Source organism: Limnohabitans sp. TS-CS-82, from assembly GCF_002943475.1.
This window is the reverse complement of the sequence record NZ_PTQX01000004.1, coordinates 349,378-366,988: the sequence shown is the minus strand read 5'-3', so window position 1 is coordinate 366,988 and position 17,611 is coordinate 349,378. Positions and strand designations below refer to the sequence as shown.

At 59.7% G+C, this 17,611-nt stretch carries 17 protein-coding genes; 4 read left to right on the top strand and 13 right to left on the bottom strand.

Annotated features, from left to right (window positions below):
• Positions 1-2: 2 nt before the first annotated feature.
• The 3 genes from C5F52_RS11625 to C5F52_RS11615 are packed head-to-tail and all read right to left on the bottom strand — an operon-like array spanning position 3 to position 4,473.
• Positions 3-830, bottom strand: a complete 828-nt coding sequence (locus C5F52_RS11625; RefSeq protein ID WP_104798501.1) for a proteasome-type protease — start codon at positions 828-830, stop codon at positions 3-5.
• Positions 827-3,556: a DNA mismatch repair protein MutS gene (gene mutS / locus C5F52_RS11620; RefSeq protein ID WP_236657835.1), complete on the bottom strand. Its 2,730-nt coding sequence runs from the start codon at positions 3,554-3,556 to the stop codon at positions 827-829. Before mutS ends, C5F52_RS11625 begins: the two co-directional genes overlap by 4 nt.
• Before the next feature lie 26 nt (positions 3,557-3,582).
• Positions 3,583-4,473, bottom strand: a complete 891-nt coding sequence (locus tag C5F52_RS11615) for an inositol monophosphatase family protein (protein WP_104798500.1) — start codon at positions 4,471-4,473, stop codon at positions 3,583-3,585.
• Positions 4,474-4,577: 104 nt separating this feature from the next.
• Between C5F52_RS11615 and C5F52_RS11610 the strand changes: the two genes are divergently transcribed.
• The 3 genes from C5F52_RS11610 to C5F52_RS11600 are packed head-to-tail and all read left to right on the top strand — an operon-like array spanning position 4,578 to position 6,574.
• Positions 4,578-5,372, top strand: coding sequence for an RNA methyltransferase (locus C5F52_RS11610; RefSeq protein ID WP_104798499.1), 795 nt, complete (start codon positions 4,578-4,580; stop codon positions 5,370-5,372).
• A gap of 8 nt (positions 5,373-5,380) precedes the next feature.
• Positions 5,381-6,151, top strand: a complete 771-nt coding sequence (gene cysE / locus C5F52_RS11605; RefSeq protein WP_104798498.1) for a serine O-acetyltransferase — start codon at positions 5,381-5,383, stop codon at positions 6,149-6,151.
• A 3-nt stretch (positions 6,152-6,154) separates the two neighbouring features.
• Positions 6,155-6,574, top strand: a complete 420-nt coding sequence (locus tag C5F52_RS11600; protein WP_104798497.1) for a hypothetical protein — start codon at positions 6,155-6,157, stop codon at positions 6,572-6,574.
• Positions 6,575-6,662: 88 nt separating this feature from the next.
• Here the strand turns inward: C5F52_RS11600 and mog are convergent, their stop codons facing one another.
• Together mog and yjgA are read right to left on the bottom strand one after the other, a co-directional pair.
• Positions 6,663-7,280 (bottom strand): molybdopterin adenylyltransferase, encoded by a 618-nt coding sequence (mog, locus tag C5F52_RS11595; RefSeq protein ID WP_104798496.1) that lies wholly within the window; start codon positions 7,278-7,280, stop codon positions 6,663-6,665.
• Positions 7,277-7,951 carry a ribosome biogenesis factor YjgA gene (gene yjgA / locus C5F52_RS11590; RefSeq protein ID WP_104798495.1) on the bottom strand — a complete coding sequence of 225 codons (675 nt, stop codon included), beginning with the start codon at positions 7,949-7,951 and terminating at the stop codon, positions 7,277-7,279. The genes mog and yjgA overlap by 4 nt, the downstream gene beginning before the upstream one ends.
• Before the next feature lie 77 nt (positions 7,952-8,028).
• Between yjgA and pmbA the strand changes: the two genes are divergently transcribed.
• Positions 8,029-9,417 (top strand): metalloprotease PmbA, encoded by a 1,389-nt coding sequence (pmbA, locus tag C5F52_RS11585; RefSeq protein WP_104798494.1) that lies wholly within the window; start codon positions 8,029-8,031, stop codon positions 9,415-9,417.
• A 63-nt stretch (positions 9,418-9,480) separates the two neighbouring features.
• On the opposite strand, the gene C5F52_RS11580 is transcribed toward pmbA, so the two are convergent.
• The 8 genes from C5F52_RS11580 to nirD all read right to left on the bottom strand — a co-directional run bounded on the left by C5F52_RS11580 (position 9,481) and on the right by nirD (position 17,605).
• Positions 9,481-9,927: a GatB/YqeY domain-containing protein gene (locus C5F52_RS11580; protein ID WP_104798493.1), complete on the bottom strand. Its 447-nt coding sequence runs from the start codon at positions 9,925-9,927 to the stop codon at positions 9,481-9,483.
• Positions 9,928-10,041: 114 nt separating this feature from the next.
• Positions 10,042-10,254, bottom strand: a complete 213-nt coding sequence (gene rpsU, locus C5F52_RS11575; RefSeq protein ID WP_007833691.1) for a 30S ribosomal protein S21 — start codon at positions 10,252-10,254, stop codon at positions 10,042-10,044.
• Between the two features lie 136 nt (positions 10,255-10,390).
• Positions 10,391-11,641 (bottom strand): NAD(P)/FAD-dependent oxidoreductase, encoded by a 1,251-nt coding sequence (locus C5F52_RS11570; protein WP_104798492.1) that lies wholly within the window; start codon positions 11,639-11,641, stop codon positions 10,391-10,393.
• A 28-nt stretch (positions 11,642-11,669) separates the two neighbouring features.
• Positions 11,670-12,446, bottom strand: coding sequence for an SDR family oxidoreductase (locus C5F52_RS11565; RefSeq protein WP_104798491.1), 777 nt, complete (start codon positions 12,444-12,446; stop codon positions 11,670-11,672).
• Between the two features lie 100 nt (positions 12,447-12,546).
• Entirely contained in the window at positions 12,547-13,344 is a 798-nt protein-coding gene (gene cobA / locus C5F52_RS11560; protein WP_104798490.1) for a uroporphyrinogen-III C-methyltransferase, read from the bottom strand.
• Positions 13,345-13,366: 22 nt separating this feature from the next.
• Positions 13,367-14,293, bottom strand: coding sequence for a DNA-binding protein YbiB (gene ybiB, locus C5F52_RS11555; protein WP_104798489.1), 927 nt, complete (start codon positions 14,291-14,293; stop codon positions 13,367-13,369).
• Between the two features lie 34 nt (positions 14,294-14,327).
• Complete coding sequence (locus tag C5F52_RS11550) at positions 14,328-17,204, bottom strand: nitrate reductase (RefSeq protein ID WP_104798488.1); 2,877 nt, start codon at positions 17,202-17,204, stop codon at positions 14,328-14,330.
• Between the two features lie 50 nt (positions 17,205-17,254).
• A complete protein-coding gene (gene nirD / locus C5F52_RS11545; protein ID WP_104798487.1) occupies positions 17,255-17,605 on the bottom strand; it encodes a nitrite reductase small subunit NirD in 351 nt (116 codons plus the stop codon).
• Between the last annotated feature and the right edge of the window lie 6 nt (positions 17,606-17,611).

Sequence of the window (17,611 nt, the reverse complement as noted above, 5' to 3'; positions counted from 1 at the left end):
GCTTAGATCAGCTTTTCATCAGGCGTCATGATTTTCTTGAGGGCAGGGGCGCGCGCCGCAGGCTGCATCAAGGGGGTGGCGGCAGCGCTGCCGTTCCACACGGGATCGTCGATGCTGTCAAACACTTCGCGGAGTTTTTCGCCCCAGGTGTTGTGCATCATTTGAAAGTAGGGGTTGTGCTCGTCGATGCACACCACTTTGTCGCTTTGGAACTTGTCGGCTTCGTACACCACCATGTCGAGCGGCAAGCCGACCGAGAGGTTGGATTTGAGGGTGGAGTCCATCGACACCAAGGCGCATTTGGCGGCCTCGTTCAAGGGCGTGTCGGGCTGCAACACGCGGTCGAGTACGGGCTTGCCGTATTTGGATTCGCCAATTTGGAAATAGGGCGTTTCAGCCGTGGCTTCGATGAAGTTGCCGGGCGAGTACACCTGAAACAAGCGCATGCCTTCGCCTGCGATTTGGCCACCAAAGATGAGCGACACATTGAAGTCCACGCCCGAGGCTTTGAGAGCCGCAGCATCGCGCTCGTGCACGCGGCGAATGGCCGCACCCAAGACGCGCACCGCATCAAACATGCTCTTGGCGTTCCAGATGGTGATGGGTTCGCTCTCAGGCGTGTCCTTGAGTTGTTCGACTTGTAAAATTTCGCGCACCGATTGCGAGATCGACAAATTGCCTGCCGACAACAAGACCATGAAGCGGTCGCCGGGCTTCTCGTAAACAATCATTTTGCGGAAGGTGCTGATTTGGTCGAGGCCCGCATTGGTGCGCGAGTCGGACAAGAACACCAAGCCCGCTTTGAGTTTGATACCGACGCAATAGGTCATAACAGTTTCTTCAATTGATACAGAGCGTCCAACGCATCGCGTGGACTGAGTTTGTCGGGGTCGATCTCGGCCAGCTTGGCTTGCAGCGGGCTGGGGCCCACATCGTCTTGCAACGGCGGTGGGGCAAAGAGGTCGACTTGTACCTTCGATGCGTCAGCTCCCGCTTCGAGCGAGGCCAAGGCATGGCGGGCATGGCTGAGTACAGCAGAAGGCATGCCAGCTAAGCGAGCCACTTGAATACCGTAGCTGCGGCTGGCGGGGCCAGGTTGAATTTCGTGCAAGAACACAATGCCACCACCGCCTGCGGTGCCTCCTGATCCCCCGCTCTCAGCCGCGCTCACATGCACGTTCACCGCAGCGCGGTGGTTGGCAGGGAACTCGGTGAGTTCAAAGTAATGCGTGGCAAACAGCGTGAAGGCTTGGGTCTTGTCGTGCAAATGCGTGGCAATGCCGCTGGCCAAGGCCAAGCCGTCGAAGGTGGAGGTGCCGCGGCCAATCTCGTCCATCAACACCAAGCTGTGCGGCGTGGCGGCGTGCAAGATTTGCGCGGCCTCGGTCATCTCCAGCATGAAGGTCGATTGCGCGTTGGCCAAGTCGTCAGCGGCGCCAATGCGGGTGTGGATGGCGTCAATCGGGCCCAAGCGGCACGCCGTGGCGGGCACATGGCTGCCCATGCTGGCCAGCAACACGATGATGGCCACTTGGCGCATGTAGGTCGATTTACCGCCCATGTTGGGACCGGTGATGACTTGCATGCGCTGCTTGTGGCCCAGCATGGTGTCGTTGGCAATGAAGGTTTTGGCCGCGCCGCCAGCCACCACGCCATGCGTTTCGGCCAAGCGGGCTTCCACCACAGGGTGGCGGCCTTGGCTGATTTCAATGCACGGCGTTTTCACAAACTCAGGCGCACACCAGCCCAGCGTGAGCGAGCGTTCAGCCAAAGCACACAGTGCGTCCAGCGTGGCCACGGCTTGGGCCAAGCGGGTGAGGGCGGGCACAAACTGCTGCAAGGTGTCGAGCAGTTGCTCGAACAAAAACTTCTCGCGGGCCAAGGCGCGTTCTTGGGCACTGAGGGCTTTGTCTTCAAAGGCTTTGAGCTCGGGCGTGATGAAGCGCTCAGCGTTTTTCAAGGTTTGGCGGCGCGTGTAATCGGCCGGCACTTTGTCGATTTGGCCTTGCGTGACCTCGATGTAAAAGCCATGCACCTTGTTGAACTGCACGCGCAGGTTGGCAATGCCGGTGCGCTCGCGCTCGCGGGCTTCGAGTTCAAGCAAGAAGCCGTCGCAGTTGTTTTGGATGGCACGCAGCTCGTCGAGGTCTGCGTCGTAGCCGTGGCCAATGACGCCACCATCGCGCACCAAGACGGCGGGCTCGGGCAGCAAAGCGCGTTCGAGTAGTGCACCACATTCGGGCGGTACGCCCATATCTTGGGCGATTTGCGTCAGCAGCGTTGCAGGCGGAGCGCTCTGCTGCGTGTCCCCCGCTCGCTGGGCGAGCTCCTCCTTCACCTCCGCAGAGCGCTCCGCCTGCAACGCTGCTTGCGCTGGAGAGGTGGGAATGAGCGGCTGAATGCGCAACGCCTTTTGTAGCGCTTGACCCAAGGACACCAATTCACGCGGACGCACTTGGCGCAGCGACACGCGGGCGCTGATGCGCTGCACATCGCCCGAGCCTTTGAGGGCGTCGCGCAGCACTTTGTAGCTTTGGGTGCGGTTGTCTTGCAGCGCTTCAATGGCTGCCAAGCGGTGCATGGCTTGGCTGCGGTCACGCTCGGGTGAGAGCAGCCAGTTTTTCAGCTGACGGCTGCCCATGCCCGTCATGCAGGTGTCGAGCAACGAGAATAAGGTGGGCGAGTCTTCGCCGCGCAGGGTTTGGGTCAGCTCTAGGTTGCGACGGGTGGTGAGCGGCAGGTCGATCAGCGCATCGTTGCGCGCCACGTACACACCGTGCACGTGCGTGAGCGCGCGGCCTTGGGTGTGTTCGGCGTAGGCCAGCAGCGCTGCGGCGGCGGCATGGGCTTGCACCACGTCTTGTGCGTTCCACGCATTGAGTGAGGCGGCTTGCAAATGTTCCAGCAGCTTGCGGCCACCTAAAGCGGCATCAAACTGAAACGCGGGGCGCACTTGAGTGGGCAGACCCAAATTGCTGCAAAAGTTTTTCAGCTGTTGCTCAAACGCGGGGCTAACTTCGGCGCTGTAAATGATTTCGCTGGGTGCCACGCGCGCAATCCAGTTGGGCAGCTCGGCTGTCTCACACTCGGCCAAATGCACCAAGCCTTGCGTGACGCTGAGCCACGCCAAGCCGCAACCATGGCGGTCGCTCTGGTGAATGGCCAGCACATAGGCTTCGGTTTTGTCGCTGAGCAAGGCGCTGTCTGTGAGCGTGCCCGGCGTGACTACGCGCACCACTTTGCGCTCGACGGGGCCTTTGCTCGCGCCCACATCGCCCACTTGCTCGCAAATCGCCACGGATTCGCCGAGCTTGATGAGGCGTGAGAGGTAGGTTTCTAGCGAGTGAAATGGCACACCGGCCATCACCACGGGCTCGCCGTTGGACTGACCGCGTTGCGTGAGCGTGATGTCGAGCAGGCGCGTGACCTTCTCTGCATCCGCAAAGAACAACTCGTAAAAGTCGCCCATGCGGTAGAACAACAGCGTCTCGGGATGCTCAGCTTTGAGCCCCAAGTACTGCTGCATCATGGGGGTGTGTCCAGACAAATCACGCATCGCAGTGCCTGCCAGAAAGAGTTTTTTTACAAAGGCGCGTCTGGCGCAGCGCGTGACACGCTCAAGGTTTTGGCTGCGGTGCTGGCCGCACGCTTCTCGTCAACGCCCGCAAACTTGGAGTACTTTTGCGTGAGCGGCACCAACTGCGCGTAGATGCGGGGTGGGGCGGCCAAGCACTCTTCGTGCTCCAAGAAGGGGCCTTCGCCTGTGAAGTTACTCACCAAACCACCGGCTTCGGTGATCAGCAACGTGCCCGCTGCCATGTCCCAAGGTTTCAGGCCGAGTTCAAAGAAACCGTCGCTGAAGCCTGCGGCCACGTAGGCCAAGTCGAGTGCCGCAGCACCTGGGCGGCGCAGGCCGGCGGTGCGTTGCATGATGTCGCCCATCAGGCTGAGGTATTTGTTGAAGTCGTCACCGGGACGGAAGGGAAAGCCTGTGGCGAGCAAGCACTCTTCCAAGCGGGTGCGTTTGCTCACGCGGATGCGGCGGTCGTTCATGAACGCGCCACGGCCTTTGCTGGCCGTGAACAAGTCGTTGCGGGTGGGGTCGTACACCACAGCTTGTTCAATGCGGCCTTGCACTTGCAAGGCAATGCTCACGCAGTAGTAGGGAAAGCCGTGGATGAAGTTGGTGGTGCCATCGAGCGGGTCGATGATCCAGATGTGGTCGGCGTCGGGGTTGCCGTGTGTGGCGCCAGACTCTTCGGCCAAGATGCCGTGGTCGGGGTAAGCGCCTAAAAGGGTGTCGATGATGATGCGTTCGCTGTTGTGGTCAACCTCGGTCACAAAGTCGTTCACTTGCTTCTGTGAAATACGCACAGCTTCCACGTCGAGCGCGGCGCGGTTGATGATGGCGCCAGCGGCGCGTGCAGCCTTGACGGCCACGTTGAGCATGGGGTGTACAGAAGAGGACGACATAGATTTTGTGAAGAGCTGACCCAAACAGGTCGAAGATGAACGCCCGGCGATGCGGGCGGCGACAATAGCCACAGATTTTACGCGCTAAGCCTTACAAAACACCGATGAAAACCCGCTTCATATTAATTAACACCAGCCACGCCGGCAATGTGGGCGCGACCGCCCGAGCCATGAAGGTCATGGGATTCACCGATATGGTGCTGGTTGCCCCCCGTTGGGACAACGTGCTGCGCCGCGAAGAGACCATCCAACGCGCCAGTGGCGCCCTTGATGTGCTGGCCAACGCCCGTGTGGTGGCCACGCTGGACGAGGCCTTGGACGGCATGACTCACCTGTGCGCCACAGCCATGACGCCCCGCGACTTTGGCCCGCCCACGTTAGAGCCCCGCCCGCACTTTGCCGCTTTGGCCGCCGAGCATGCGCATGACCCAGATTTTGGCGTGGCGTTTTTGTTCGGGTCCGAGCGCTTTGGCATGCGCAACGAAGACGTGTACCGTTGCCACACCTGCTTGAGCATTCCGACCGATCCTAAATTTGGCTCACTCAACTTGGGGGCCGCTGTGCAGGTGTTGGCCTACGATTGGCGACAAGCGCTGGGCGGATTAGCCACCATGCTGCCCGCTGCAGATGCGGCAGATGCCATGCAAACCCTTGTGCCCTCAGCGCCTGCTGTGACACCCTTGGCCGATGCCCAGCAACTCGCTGGTTTGCTTGACCATTGGCAGCAGTCATTGACCGACATCGGATTTTTAGACCCAGACGCGCCTAAAAAACTCATGCCACGGTTGAACCAACTGTTCAACCGCGCCCAGATCACGCAAGAAGAAATCCACATTTTGCGAGGCATTGCCAAAGCGATGTCGCAGGCTGCTCAGAACCCCACCCTTGGACAACGATAATCTTGATTATGTTTTCACGCATTCGCTCAGATGTTCAATGCATTTTGGACCGTGACCCCGCCGCTCGCAGCCGCTGGGAAGTCTTGACGTGTTACCCCGGTTTGCACGCGGTGGTGCTGCATCGCTTGGCGCATGGTTGTTGGAATCTGGGACTCAAATGGCTGGGCCGCTTTATCTCGCACATCTCGCGTTGGTGCACTGGCATTGAAATTCACCCCGCCGCCAAGATTGGGGACCGCGTGTTTTTTGACCATGCAATGGGCGTGGTGGTGGGCGAGACTGCCGAGATTGGCGATGGATGCACCATTTACCAAGGCGTGACCTTGGGGGGCACCTCGCTTTACAAAGGTGCCAAGCGTCACCCCACCTTGGGCAAAGACGTGGTGATTGGTGCTGGCGCCAAAGTGCTGGGCGGCTTCACCGTGGGCGATGGCGCCAAAGTGGGCAGCAACGCCGTGGTGACCAAGCCTGTGCCTGCAGGCGCCACGGCGGTGGGCAACCCCGCTCGCATCATCCACGCCGAGACCGACGCCAAGCGTGAAGAAACAGCGTCAAAAATGGGGTTCTCAGCCTATGGCGTGACCCAAAACGACGATCCCGTCAGTCAAGCCATGCGTGGTTTGATTGACAATGCGGCCACGCAAGAGCATCAAATCGCCTTGCTGTGGCAGGCCATTGAACAATTGTCTGCCGGCCAAGCCAGACCCGATTGCGTGCCCGACGATGCGGCGCGCAAAGAACAATTCGAAGCGGCGCGTATCAACCAGTTGCTTGAATAAGAGATGAAATTTTTAACTTTATATCCCACCGAAATCTCTGCGGCTCTCAACGATGAGGGAAGCTTTGTGGGCGAATTGATTTTGAATATCGAGCAATACGGCTTGTTCTTCAGTGAGGTGAAATGTGCCATCAATATGCGCATTGAGGCAGGACATGCGCAGCCTTGGTACTTGGCCATCGACCCGATTGACTCGGTGGAGGTGCCGCATTTCAGCAAGTTTGTGGATGCGATGAACAGCTATGTGTTCAATGTGCTGTGCTTTGAACCCAATTTGAAAAGCCAAGGTAAGGACTTACCGCGCATCAAACTGTTCTTTGATGAAATTTTCTTTGACATGTCTGAAGAAAAGCCTCGTGCTCGCAGCGCCAATCCGGCGCCGGATGGCAAGAGCAAGCCGAAAACCAAACCTGCCAAGCACTGAGCACTGAACGGCGTGGCACCCTCAAGCAAAAGGCCCCATACATTGGGGCCTTTGTTTTTGCGGCGTTGTCAACGCCATCGCTTGCTGTTTAGCGGGCAGGGCGGATGGCTGTTTTAGGCCGCCAGCCTTTGCAAAACGCATCACGCGTTTCCATGTAGGGGCCGCCAATCAAGTCGATGCAATAAGGCACAGCGGCAAAAATCCCGTCGACCACTTGCTGACCTTGCGCATCTTGCAAGCCACCTAAAGTTTCTTGGATGGACTTGGGTTGTCCGGGCAAGTTGATGATCAAGCTCTGTCCACGAATCACCGCCACTTGGCGCGACAAGATGGCTGTTGGCACAAAGCGCAGGCTGATTTGGCGCATTTGTTCGCCAAAGCCGGGCATTTCTTTGTCGGCCACTGCCAAGGTGGCTTCAGGCGTGACATCGCGCAGTGCAGGGCCTGTGCCGCCTGTGGTCAGCACCAAGGCGCAGCCCGCATCGACCAGTTCAATCAGCGTTTGGCTGATGGTGGCTTGGTCGTCAGGGATCAAGCGGGCTTGGTACTCGATGGGGTTGAGCAGGGCTTGGCCTAGCCAGTCACGCAAGGCCGGCAGACCCTTGTCTTCGTAGGTGCCGCTGGAGGCGCGGTCGCTGATGGAGACGATGCCCACGCGAATGGTGTCGCAACGTGCATCTGGCGTGGGCAAGGGCGTGTCGCTCATGACTTGTACTCTCCATCCTCGTCTTCTGGCGTGTGAGCGGCGTCATCTGCCAAGTTCATCTGTTCTTTGATGAGTTGAAAAATATCACGGTACGCACGGCCTTGGCGGGGCAGCAAGCCCTTGGCGACATCGGCCTTGGAGGTGGTGTCGTCTTTGCGGGCTTGACGCACCAAGGCACGCAGCTGTTGGCTGTCGGTGCTGGGGTGCTCAGTCATCCATTCTTGGGCCGCGGTGTCTTCGGCAATCAAACGGTCGCGCCAGTGCTCGGCCAAGTGAAGCGCCAAGGTGTCGCGGGTGCTGCCCATGCGTTGCTCGTTGAGCGCGTCTTTGACCGCGTCAATGGACTCTTCGCTCAGCTTGCGCATGAGTTTGCCCACGTACTGCATTTGACGGCGTTTGCCTTCAAAGTTCGTGATGCGGCGCGCTTCGGCCAAGGCGTCGCGCAGTTGGTCGGTGACGTGACCTTGGAGGTTGAGACGCTGCGACAAGTCGTTGCGCAAGGTCAGCATCTCCACGCCAAGGTCTTGGCGCTCGTCGCTGTCTTTTTTGCGGTCGGTGCGGCTGGCGCCGTCGGTGCCTTTGAGTTCAGCTTTGAGTTCGAGGTCGAGTTCGCTACCTTCGGCCACAAATTGGCCGCGGACGAAATAACCTTTTTTGGGTTTACGTGACATAGAGGGGGAGGTAAATATCGGCAGTTTCGCCCTCCAACACGGAGGCAAATGCACTGGCCAGTATCATAGCCGCCGATATGACCAAAGCTTCTAAAACCCAAGCCCCTCAACACACCCCTGCGCAAGGCTTCAGCCACAGCCGCGAACAATTCGAGGCGTTGGTGGACCACGCCATCGCTCACGCCAAAAAACTGGGTGCCACGGATGTGGGCGCTGAGGCTTCTGAAGGCTGCGGTTTGAGTGTGTCGGTGCGCAAAGGCGAGTTAGAAAACGTGGAGCGCAACCGCGACAAATCGCTGGGCGTGACCGTGTATCTGGGCAACCGCCGTGGCAACGCCAGTACCTCTGATTTCTCAGGTGCCGCCGTCGAGCGCACGGTGCAGGCGGCTTACGACATCGCCCGCTTCACAGCGGAAGACCCCACGGCAGGCTTGCCGGATGAAAAAGACATTGCCAAAACGCACCGCGATTTGGATTTGTTCCACCCTTGGGCCATCACCAGCGAAGAGGCAGCTGCGCTGGCCTTGCGTTGCGAAGAGGCAGCCTTGCGCACCAGCAAACGCATCACCAACAGCGAAGGTGCGGCGGTGTCGGCACAGCAGAGCCACTTCTTTAGCGCACACACGCACGGTTTTCGTGGCGGTTATGCCAGCTCGCGCCAAGGCTTTTCGGTGGCCCCGATTGCGGGCAAAGGCAACAACATGCAGCGCGACTCGTGGTACAGCTCCATGCGTGCGGCCGAAGATTTGGCGTCGCCCGAGGCGGTGGGACGTTACGCAGCTGAGCGTGCGCTGAGCCGTTTGAAGTCTCGCAAAATCGCCACCACCGAGTGCCCTGTGCTGTTTGAAGCACCGGTGGCCGCGGGCTTGTTGGGTGGTTTTGTGCAGGCAGTGAGCGGCGGAGCCCTGTACCGCAAGAGCACGTTTTTGTTGGACTCTTTGGGCAAACGCGTGTTCCCCAAGCACATCGATATTTTGGAAGACCCGTTCATCTTGCGCGGCAAAGGCAGCTCGCCATTTGACGATGAAGGCGTGACGACCCGTGCGCGCAGTGTGGTCAAAGGTGGTCGAGTGGAGGGCTACTTCTTGAGTACCTACTCAGCCCGCAAACTGGGCATGCCCACCACGGGCAATGCCGGTGGTTCGCACAACTTGGTGATGCGCTCGCGTTTGACGCAGAGCAGCGACGATCTGGACGCCATGCTTAAAAAACTCGGCACGGGCCTGTTTGTGATCGAGCTGATGGGCCAAGGCGTGAACTATGTGACCGGCGATTACTCGCGCGGCGCCAGCGGTTTTTGGGTGGAGAACGGCCAAATCGCCTTCCCCGTCCAAGAGATCACCATTGCAGGCAACATGAAAGACATGTTCCAAGGCATTGAGGCGATTGGTGCTGACGCCTACAACATGGGCGCCAAGACGATTGGTTCCGTGTTGGTCAACCGCATGAAAGTGGCGGGCAGTTAAAAGACAAACGCTTAAGCAAAACGGGCCTCAAAGGCCCGTTTTTTTATGCGCTGAGTGTTTGTTTCAGCTAGATAAGGCGGCTTTGACAGCCGCAGACACCAAGCCCATGTCGGCTTTGCCTGCCAATTGCGCTTTCACCGCGCCCATGACTTTGCCCATGTCGCCAGGACCAGCGGCGCCCACTTCAGCCACGATGGCTTTCACGGCTGCGGTGATTTCATCGGCGCTGAGACGCTGGGGCAAGTACACCTCCAACACTTTCATTTCAGCGCTTTCCACGTCAGCCAAGTCTTGGCGTTGCGCGGCCAGGTAAGCGGCGACCGAGTCTTTGCGCTGCTTGATCAGTTTGTCGACGATGGCGATCACCATGGCGTCGTCCAGTTCCACTCGCTCATCCACTTCTTTTTGTTTCATCGCGGCTTGCAGCAAGCGAATGGTGCCCAAGCGCACGCTGTCTTTGGCGCGCATGGCGGTTTTCATGTCTTCGGTGATTTGTGCTTTGAGGCTCATGGTCGGCTCCGTTGGCGAAAGGTGAGAAGTGTGATGAGGCAAAAAAAAACTCGCATGAGCGTCCCCATGCGAGCGTCTGATTGGGTTTTGCAACCCAGATCAGGAAGAAGCTGATTAGTACAGCTTCTTGGGCAGCTGCATGCTACGCACGCGCTTGTAGTGACGTTTCACTGCGGCTGCTTTTTTACGTTTACGTTCAGCCGTTGGCTTCTCGTAAAACTCGCGAGCGCGCAAGTCGGTCAACAGACCCAATTTTTCAATGGTGCGCTTGAAGCGACGCAGGGCAACGTCAAACGGTTCGTTTTCTTTAACACGGATAGTGGTCATTACCAAAATTTTCCAAATATTGCAGCCAGCGGGTGTTCAAGAAGATCGTGCTTAAACGCCATGTCTGCGGGGTTCCCCAACACAAAGTTGATCAGGCCGTTGGGGGTTTGCCAGCAAAGACATAAATTATAGCGACTTATCCAGCGGGTTTGAGGCGTTCGCCCAAGGCTTTTGCACAAGCATGTGCGCTGGACCACGCCCATTGGAAGTTGTAGCCGCCCAGCCAGCCTGTGATGTCCACCACTTCTCCAATGAAATACAGCCCAGGTTGCTTGGATTCCATGGTTTGTTGCGACAAGTCGCGTGTGTTCACCCCGCCCACGGTGACTTCGGCTTTTTTGTAGCCTTCGGTGCCTGTGGGCATGAGTGGCCAGCTGCTCAAGCGCTGCGCCAGCAGGTTCAAGGCCTTGTCGCTGGCTTCGATGACTGGGCGTTGCCACGCGGCATCTTGGCTGGTCCAAGCATCAGCCAAGCGGGAGGGCACCCAAGCATTGAGTTCGTTGGCGATCAGCTTTTTGGAGTGCTGTTTGGCGCGCAGCAGGGCCTCGGCCATGTTGACCTCGGGCGCTAAGTTGATGCGAATGTCGGTGCCCGCTTGCCAATAACTTGAAATCTGCAACACCCCAGGACCAGACAGGCCTCGGTGGGTGAACAACAGATCTTCGTCAAAACTTTGTAGCATTTTTTTGTTGCCCGTTTCAATGCGTACAGGCAACGACAAGCCAGACAGTTGGGCGTAGGGCGCCCAAGCATCGCCATCAAAAGTGAGGGGTACCAAGCCGGGGCGCGGCTCGATCACGGCCAAGTCAAATTGCTTGGCCAGTCGGTAACCAATGTCCGTCGCGCCAATTTTGGGGATGGACAAGCCGCCCGTTGCGACCACCACGGCGGCTGCTTGCACGGTGCCTTGGCCCGTGTCCACCTCGTAGCGCTGGGCTTCGGGGGCGGCATCTGAGTAGCGAATCGCTTTCAAACTGCAGGGCTGCCAGCGGGTCACGCTGCCGCCGTTCGCCGACCCGTTGCATTCAGCCAAAAGCATCTGAATCAGATCTTCGGCTGAGCGGTCACAAAACAGCTGGCCTTTGTGCTTTTCGTGAAACGGGATGTTGTGTTTTTGCATGAGCGCCACAAAGTCTTGTGGCGTGAAGCGCGAGAGGGCGCTGCGACAAAACTGTGGGTTATTGCCCAAAAAGTGTTTGTGCGGGGCCCGCACATCCAGCTCGCGGTTGGTGAAGTTGCTGCGGCCACCGCCGGAGATGCGGATTTTTTCGGCCACTTTTTCGCTGTGGTCCAGCACCAGCACTTGCAAGCCCTGTTGGGCGGCCACGCCTGCACAAAACAAACCGGCAGCACCGGCACCCACGATCACCACATCAAACAATTTCATGGGGTGAGTTTAGTGGGGCGACTTCATCTCACTGTGCGGGCTTGGCTGGTGGGGTCTCCAAGCCACCCATGTAAAAGCGGTTGAAGGTGGGCGAGATGATGAGTTCGTTGATGCAGGTGCGGGCTGGCATTTGGGCCAAAAACAAAATGGCTTGTCCCATGTCCTCGGCTTGCACCATGCGGTCGCGCTGCTCTTGCGAAGGCGGAACGGGGCGCTTGTTCAAAATGGGTGTGGCCACTTCGCCTGGCAGCACCGAGCTGGCGCGAATGCCGTTGCCGCCTTCTTCCATGTTGATCGACTCGGTCAACGCAATCACCGCACGTTTGGTGGCGTTGTAGGCGGGGCCGGTGAGCTTGGAGGCATACAAACCCGCCCACGATGAGACGTTGATGATCAAGCCACCGCCTCGTGCGCGCATGCTCGGCAGCACGGCGTGAACGGTGTAGAACGAGCCTGACAGGTTGATGGCCACCACGTTGTCCCAGTCGTCGACGGAGACCACATCGAAATTGCGCTTCGTGGCGTTGGTGCCCGCGCTGTTGACCAAAATGTCAATGTGGCCGTGCTGCGCCAAGATTTGGTCCGCCGCTGCTTTGACCGCGTGTTTGTCGGCCACGTCCAGTTCAAGGCCTTGCGCACTGCCCAAGGCTTGCAGTACCGCCAAGCCCGAGGCGTTGGAGGCCGCGTTGCGCCCAGAAATCACCACATGTGAGCCGGCTTTGACCAACTCGATAGCCCCTGCCAAACCAATGCCGCTGCCCCCGCCTGTGACCCAAGCCACTTGGCCTTTGAGTGAATGACCCATGAACGTGTCTCCTGTGTTGTCAGATGCCGCGATCTGAGCACAGGCCCCTCGCCAGCGCTGTTCTGCGTGTGACAGCTGCTAGCGGCTTAGACCGTTGAGTTCAGCCTTGTGCGGCGTGTGCCGCATTTCCTGCCGCTTGGTTTTGCATTTCCAGCAAACCTTTGAACACATCGCCCACCACGATCACGGAGGGGCTGGCCAGCTTTTCGCGCACCACCGTGTGGTGCAACTCCGCCAACGTGCACACCGCGTGGCGTTGCGTGGGCAGGCTCACCTGATGCACGATGGCCACAGGCGTGTCGGCGCGCAAGCCTTGCAACAACGCCGCTTGCAAGGCCGCGGCCCCACTCATACCCATGTAAATGACCAAGGTGAGCTTGGCTTGGTGCGCGGTTTTGGCCAGTGCCACCCAGTCGACACCGTCCGACGCCCCCAGCTTGGCATGGCCGGTGATGAACACCACGCCATGCGCGTGTTCGCGGTGCGTCAATGGCACGCCCAAAGAGGTGACGCCTGCGAGGCCCGAAGTAATGCCGTTGACCACCGTCACCGCCACGCCTTGCGCCTGCAAATGTTCAAGCTCTTCGCCGCCACGTCCAAAAATGAAAGGGTCGCCGCCTTTGAGACGCACCACGGTTTCACCCGCTTGCGCTTCTTGCAGCATGAGCTTTTCGATGAAGGCTTGCGGCGTAGATTTGCAGCCCCCGCGTTTGCCCACATGGATGATGCGTGCGGTGGGCGATGCATGCGCTGTGATGGCGTCGCTCACCAAATCGTCCACGAGTAAGACGGTGGCTGACGCAATCGCTTTGACGGCTTTGAGCGTCAACAACTCGGGGTCGCCGGGGCCAGCGCCGACCAAGGTGATGTGAGGGGTGGGTTTTGCGGCTTGCGTCATGGGGCAACTTTCAGAGCGAGGCTCACAGGGCAAGCGCTTGCAGCGCCGCTTGAACTTGGCGGGCAATCGGTGCGGGTACGGGCAGTTGGCCGTCGAGCACGTTTTGGATGTAGCGAGCGGTGCTGTCGGCGTCGATGTGTATGGGCAACTCAGGCAGTTTCATCAACGAGCCCGTTTGTGCGTCGACCAAGGGGGTGCGTGTGCCGTTCACAAATGCGTCGATTTGCGGCAAACGCCGCGCGTCGGCCACCACTTCGCCTTCGGTGCCGCGCAGCAGCAGCGCGCGTGCGCCGGTCAGCGCCAACGTGGCCGCCATGGAAATGGCGTATTCGGGATGCGTGTAGCTGCTGACCAGCAAGGTGCGATCTGTGGGCGCTGGCGACAAGCGCGCCACTGGGTTCATCAGCTTCACCAAGCTGTGCGCGGGGTTGCGCAGGTTCACCACGCGGCGCACATCCAGCAGGCGTTTCAAGGCGGGGTTGAGCACTTCGGTGGGGACAAATGCCAACCCGCCCGCCGCCACGGTACCGGCGGTTTGACGCGCCTGAATGCCCAAGACCGCCAAGACGGCTTCTGAGGTAATGCGGCTGGACTCGGTCGCTGTGCCGTGCATGACCACCGCCGCACCTTCGCGGGCCAACAAACAGGCCAACAGCGGGGTGAGTACGGGCAACTTGCGTGCACCGTTGTAGCTGGGCAAGACCACGACAGGGGTATCAGCGTCCACTTGAACATGTTGCAGCCGGGCATGGGTGGCGTCTAAAAACCCAGCCATTTCTTCGGGGGTTTCGCCTTTGATGCGCATGGCCAAACAAAACGCGCCAATTTCTAAGTCGGTTGCATGGCCGTCCAGCACTTGACCCATCAGGTCCGTGGCGTGTTCGCGCGTGAGAGGGCGGGCGCCGTCGCGACCGCGCCCGATGTCTTTGATGTAGTGGCCAATTCCCATGTGCGTATTGTCTCGCAGCGCTGATAACCCAGGGCTATAAGGCCAATGAGGGTGACGCCGCGTCACTCGACAAGGTCAGGCGAATCATGCGGCGCAACTCTGGCACGCAGGACCCGCATTGGGTGCCGCATTTCAGCGCGCCTTGCAACGAGGCCAAACGCTCGGTTTCGTCGCCTTGGCAGGTTTTCAAATGGGCTTGGATGGCCACATCTTTCACGCCCACGCAGGTGCACACCGTTGCGCCTGCATCGACCAAGGCCACGGGCGGCTGGCTGCCGGTCATCAGCAGGCGGCGGCCATAGGCTTTGGCCGATTGCTGGTTTTGCAGCAGTGTTTTGAGCCAAGCTTGGGCGGAGGTGTCGCCCGCGATGAGGAAGGCGTCGAGTTGCGTGTCTTTCAAATCAGCCGTGTCGAGATGACGCAAACGCATGCTGCGCAATTGGCTGCGTTTGGCGTCCACGTAACGCAAGCTGTCGGCCCCATGGAGGCCCAGCAGTTGTTCCATGTCGTGCACCAAGGCCATGTCGGGCGCTTCGCTACACGCGGCGCGCATGAGCACACCTTGGCGTGCGGGGCCCTGGATGATGCCGTTGTCGGGGGCGTCGCCACTGAAAGGCACGCAGCTGGCAAATTCAAACTGAACCATGCGCGCGCGCAGGGCTTGCAAAATGGTTTGGGCTTTGTGCTCGGGCAACCACGCCACGGCCAGCAAGGTCCAAGGCAGTTCGGCTTTGAGCACTTTGACAGCGGCATGCTTGAGTTCGGGTTGCTTGGAGCTGGGGCAATACGCCGAGGTGGTGATGGCGTTCACGCCCGCGAGGGGTTTGTTTTGGTGATCGCGACCGCTCAAAAACGCAGGGCCCCAATGCATGGCGATGAAGGCTTGGTGGGCGCCTAGGTCGCTGCTGGCTTGGGCCGGCACCACGATGGAGCCGCGCTTGCTGGTGACGTGCACCAAGCTGCCTTCGGTCAGGCTGAGTCGCGCCATGTCGTCGGGGTGCAACTGCACCACGGGTTCAGCCACATGGCCAAAGAGTTTGCCGACCAAGCCGGTGCGCGTCATGCCGTGCCACTGGTCGCGCAGGCGGCCTGTGTTGAGCGAGAACGGAAAACGTGACTCGCGTGCTTCCGCTGTGGGCACGTAGGGCAGTGCCGCAAATTTGGCGCGGCCGTTGGCGGTGGCGAACACGCTGTCTTCGTACAAACGTGCTTGACCTTGGGCTGCACCTTCACGCATGGGCCATTGCTCGGGTGTGTTTTCTAAGTGCGCGTAGCTCAGGCCCGTGATGTCGAGGTCACGGCCACGGGTGGATTCGCGGTGCTCCACCCAAATTTCTTCGGGCGAGGTGTAGGCCATATGCAGGCCGTCTTTGTGTTGTGCCACACCCGGCTCTTCGGCTAAACGCGCAGCCAAGTCCACCACGATTTGCCAGTCATGCCGTGCTTGCCCGGGCGCGGGCACGGCTGCACGCACGCGGGTGATGCGGCGTTCGCTGTTGGTGACTGTGCCTTCTTTTTCGCCCCATGTGGTGGCGGGCAGCAGCAGGTCGGCGAAGTCGCAGGTCTCGGCGGTGGCAAAGGCTTCTTGCACCACCACAAATTCAGCGCGTTCTAAAGCGCGGCGCACGGTGGCTTGGTCGGGCATGGATTGCGCGGGGTTGGTGCAGGCAATCCACAGCGCTTTGATTTCGCCGTCGGCGGCGGCTTCAAACATTTCCACCGCGGTTTTGCCAGGCTTGGACGGCACATCGTCAATGCCCCAAAGGGCTGCGACTTCGGCGCGGTGTTCGGGCTTGCTCATGTCGCGGTGGGCGCTGATGAGGTTGGCCAAGCCGCCCACCTCGCGACCGCCCATGGCGTTGGGTTGACCGGTGAGTGAGAAAGGTCCTGCCCCGGCTTTACCAATTTGCGCGGTTGCCAAATGCAGGTTGATGAGCGAAGCGTTTTTGGCCGTGCCGCTGCTGGATTGGTTCAAGCCTTGGCAATACAGGCTGAGCGTGCGCCAAGTTGGGTCAGGTGCGTTGTTGGCGCTGTTCGGCGGCACGCCCGCAAACCAGCGGGTCGCTTGCAGCAGTTGTTCGGGGGTGATGCCGCACACCTCATGCACGCGTGCGGGCGTGTAGTCGGCCACTAAATTTTGCAGTGCTTCAAAGCCCTCGGTGTGCGCGGCGATGTAGGCCGTGTCGACCCAGCCCTCGGCCAACATCACATGCAACATGCCGTGAAACAGGGTCACATCGGTGCCGGGTTGCAGCTGCAAATGCAGGTCGGCGCTGCTGGCGGTGTCGGTGCGGCGCGGGTCGGCGACGATGATTTTGAGGTTGGGGTTTTTCGCCCGTGCGTCCTCGATGCGCCTGAACAAAATCGGGTGCGCATAGGCCGCGTTGCTGCCCGCGATGAACAGGCAGTTGGCGTGCATCACGTCGTCATAGCAAGCGGGTGGGGCGTCGGCGCCGAGGGTGAGCTTGTAGCCCGCCACCGCGCTGCTCATGCACAGGCGCGAGTTGGTGTCGATGTTGTTGGTGCCCAGCAGGCCTTTGGCCAATTTGTTGAACACGTAATAGTCTTCGGTCAGCAACTGGCCCGACACATAAAACCCAAGCGCATCGGCCCCGTGCGCACGCACGATGCTGGCCAGTGTTTGGCTGGCCAATTGCATGGCGTTGTCCCACGCCATGGGTTGCAAACTACCGCCACGCACCAAGCGGCGCATGGGTTGCAGCAAACGCGTTTGTTCGGCCATCACGGGGCTGGCTGTGAGGTGCAGCGTTGAACCTTTGCTGCACAAGCGGCCAAAGTTGGCAGGGTGCGCGGGGTCGCCACGCACGCCCGTGATGTGCCCACCCTTGGATTCAATGATGACGCCGCAGCCCACACCGCAGTAGGGGCAGGTTGAACGCGTTTCTTTCATGGCGGCTTTCGGGCAGTGGGTGACGGGGTGTGAGGCGGTGGGTGTGTGTTTTAGTGTGGGGCGTCGTCAATGGCGAGCGTGTTGAGCTCGTTCACATCCAAGGCCACATCGCCGTTTTCCACCCGCACCGCAAAGCGGGTGGTGCAGCCTTCATCGGGCGCGTGGGCGCAGCCGTCGACCAAACCAATGTGCCAGTTGTGCAACGGGCACACCACGGTTTCGCCAAACACCAAGCCTTGGCTCAAAGGACCGCGCTTGTGCGGGCATTGGTCGAGCAAGGCAAACACTTTGTCTTCGGCGTTGCGAAACACCGCCACTTCAAACCCCTTGGCGCGCTGCACGCGGCGTGCGCCCAGCACGGGGATGTCGTCAACTTTGCAAATGACTTTCCATTCGGTCATGGTGTG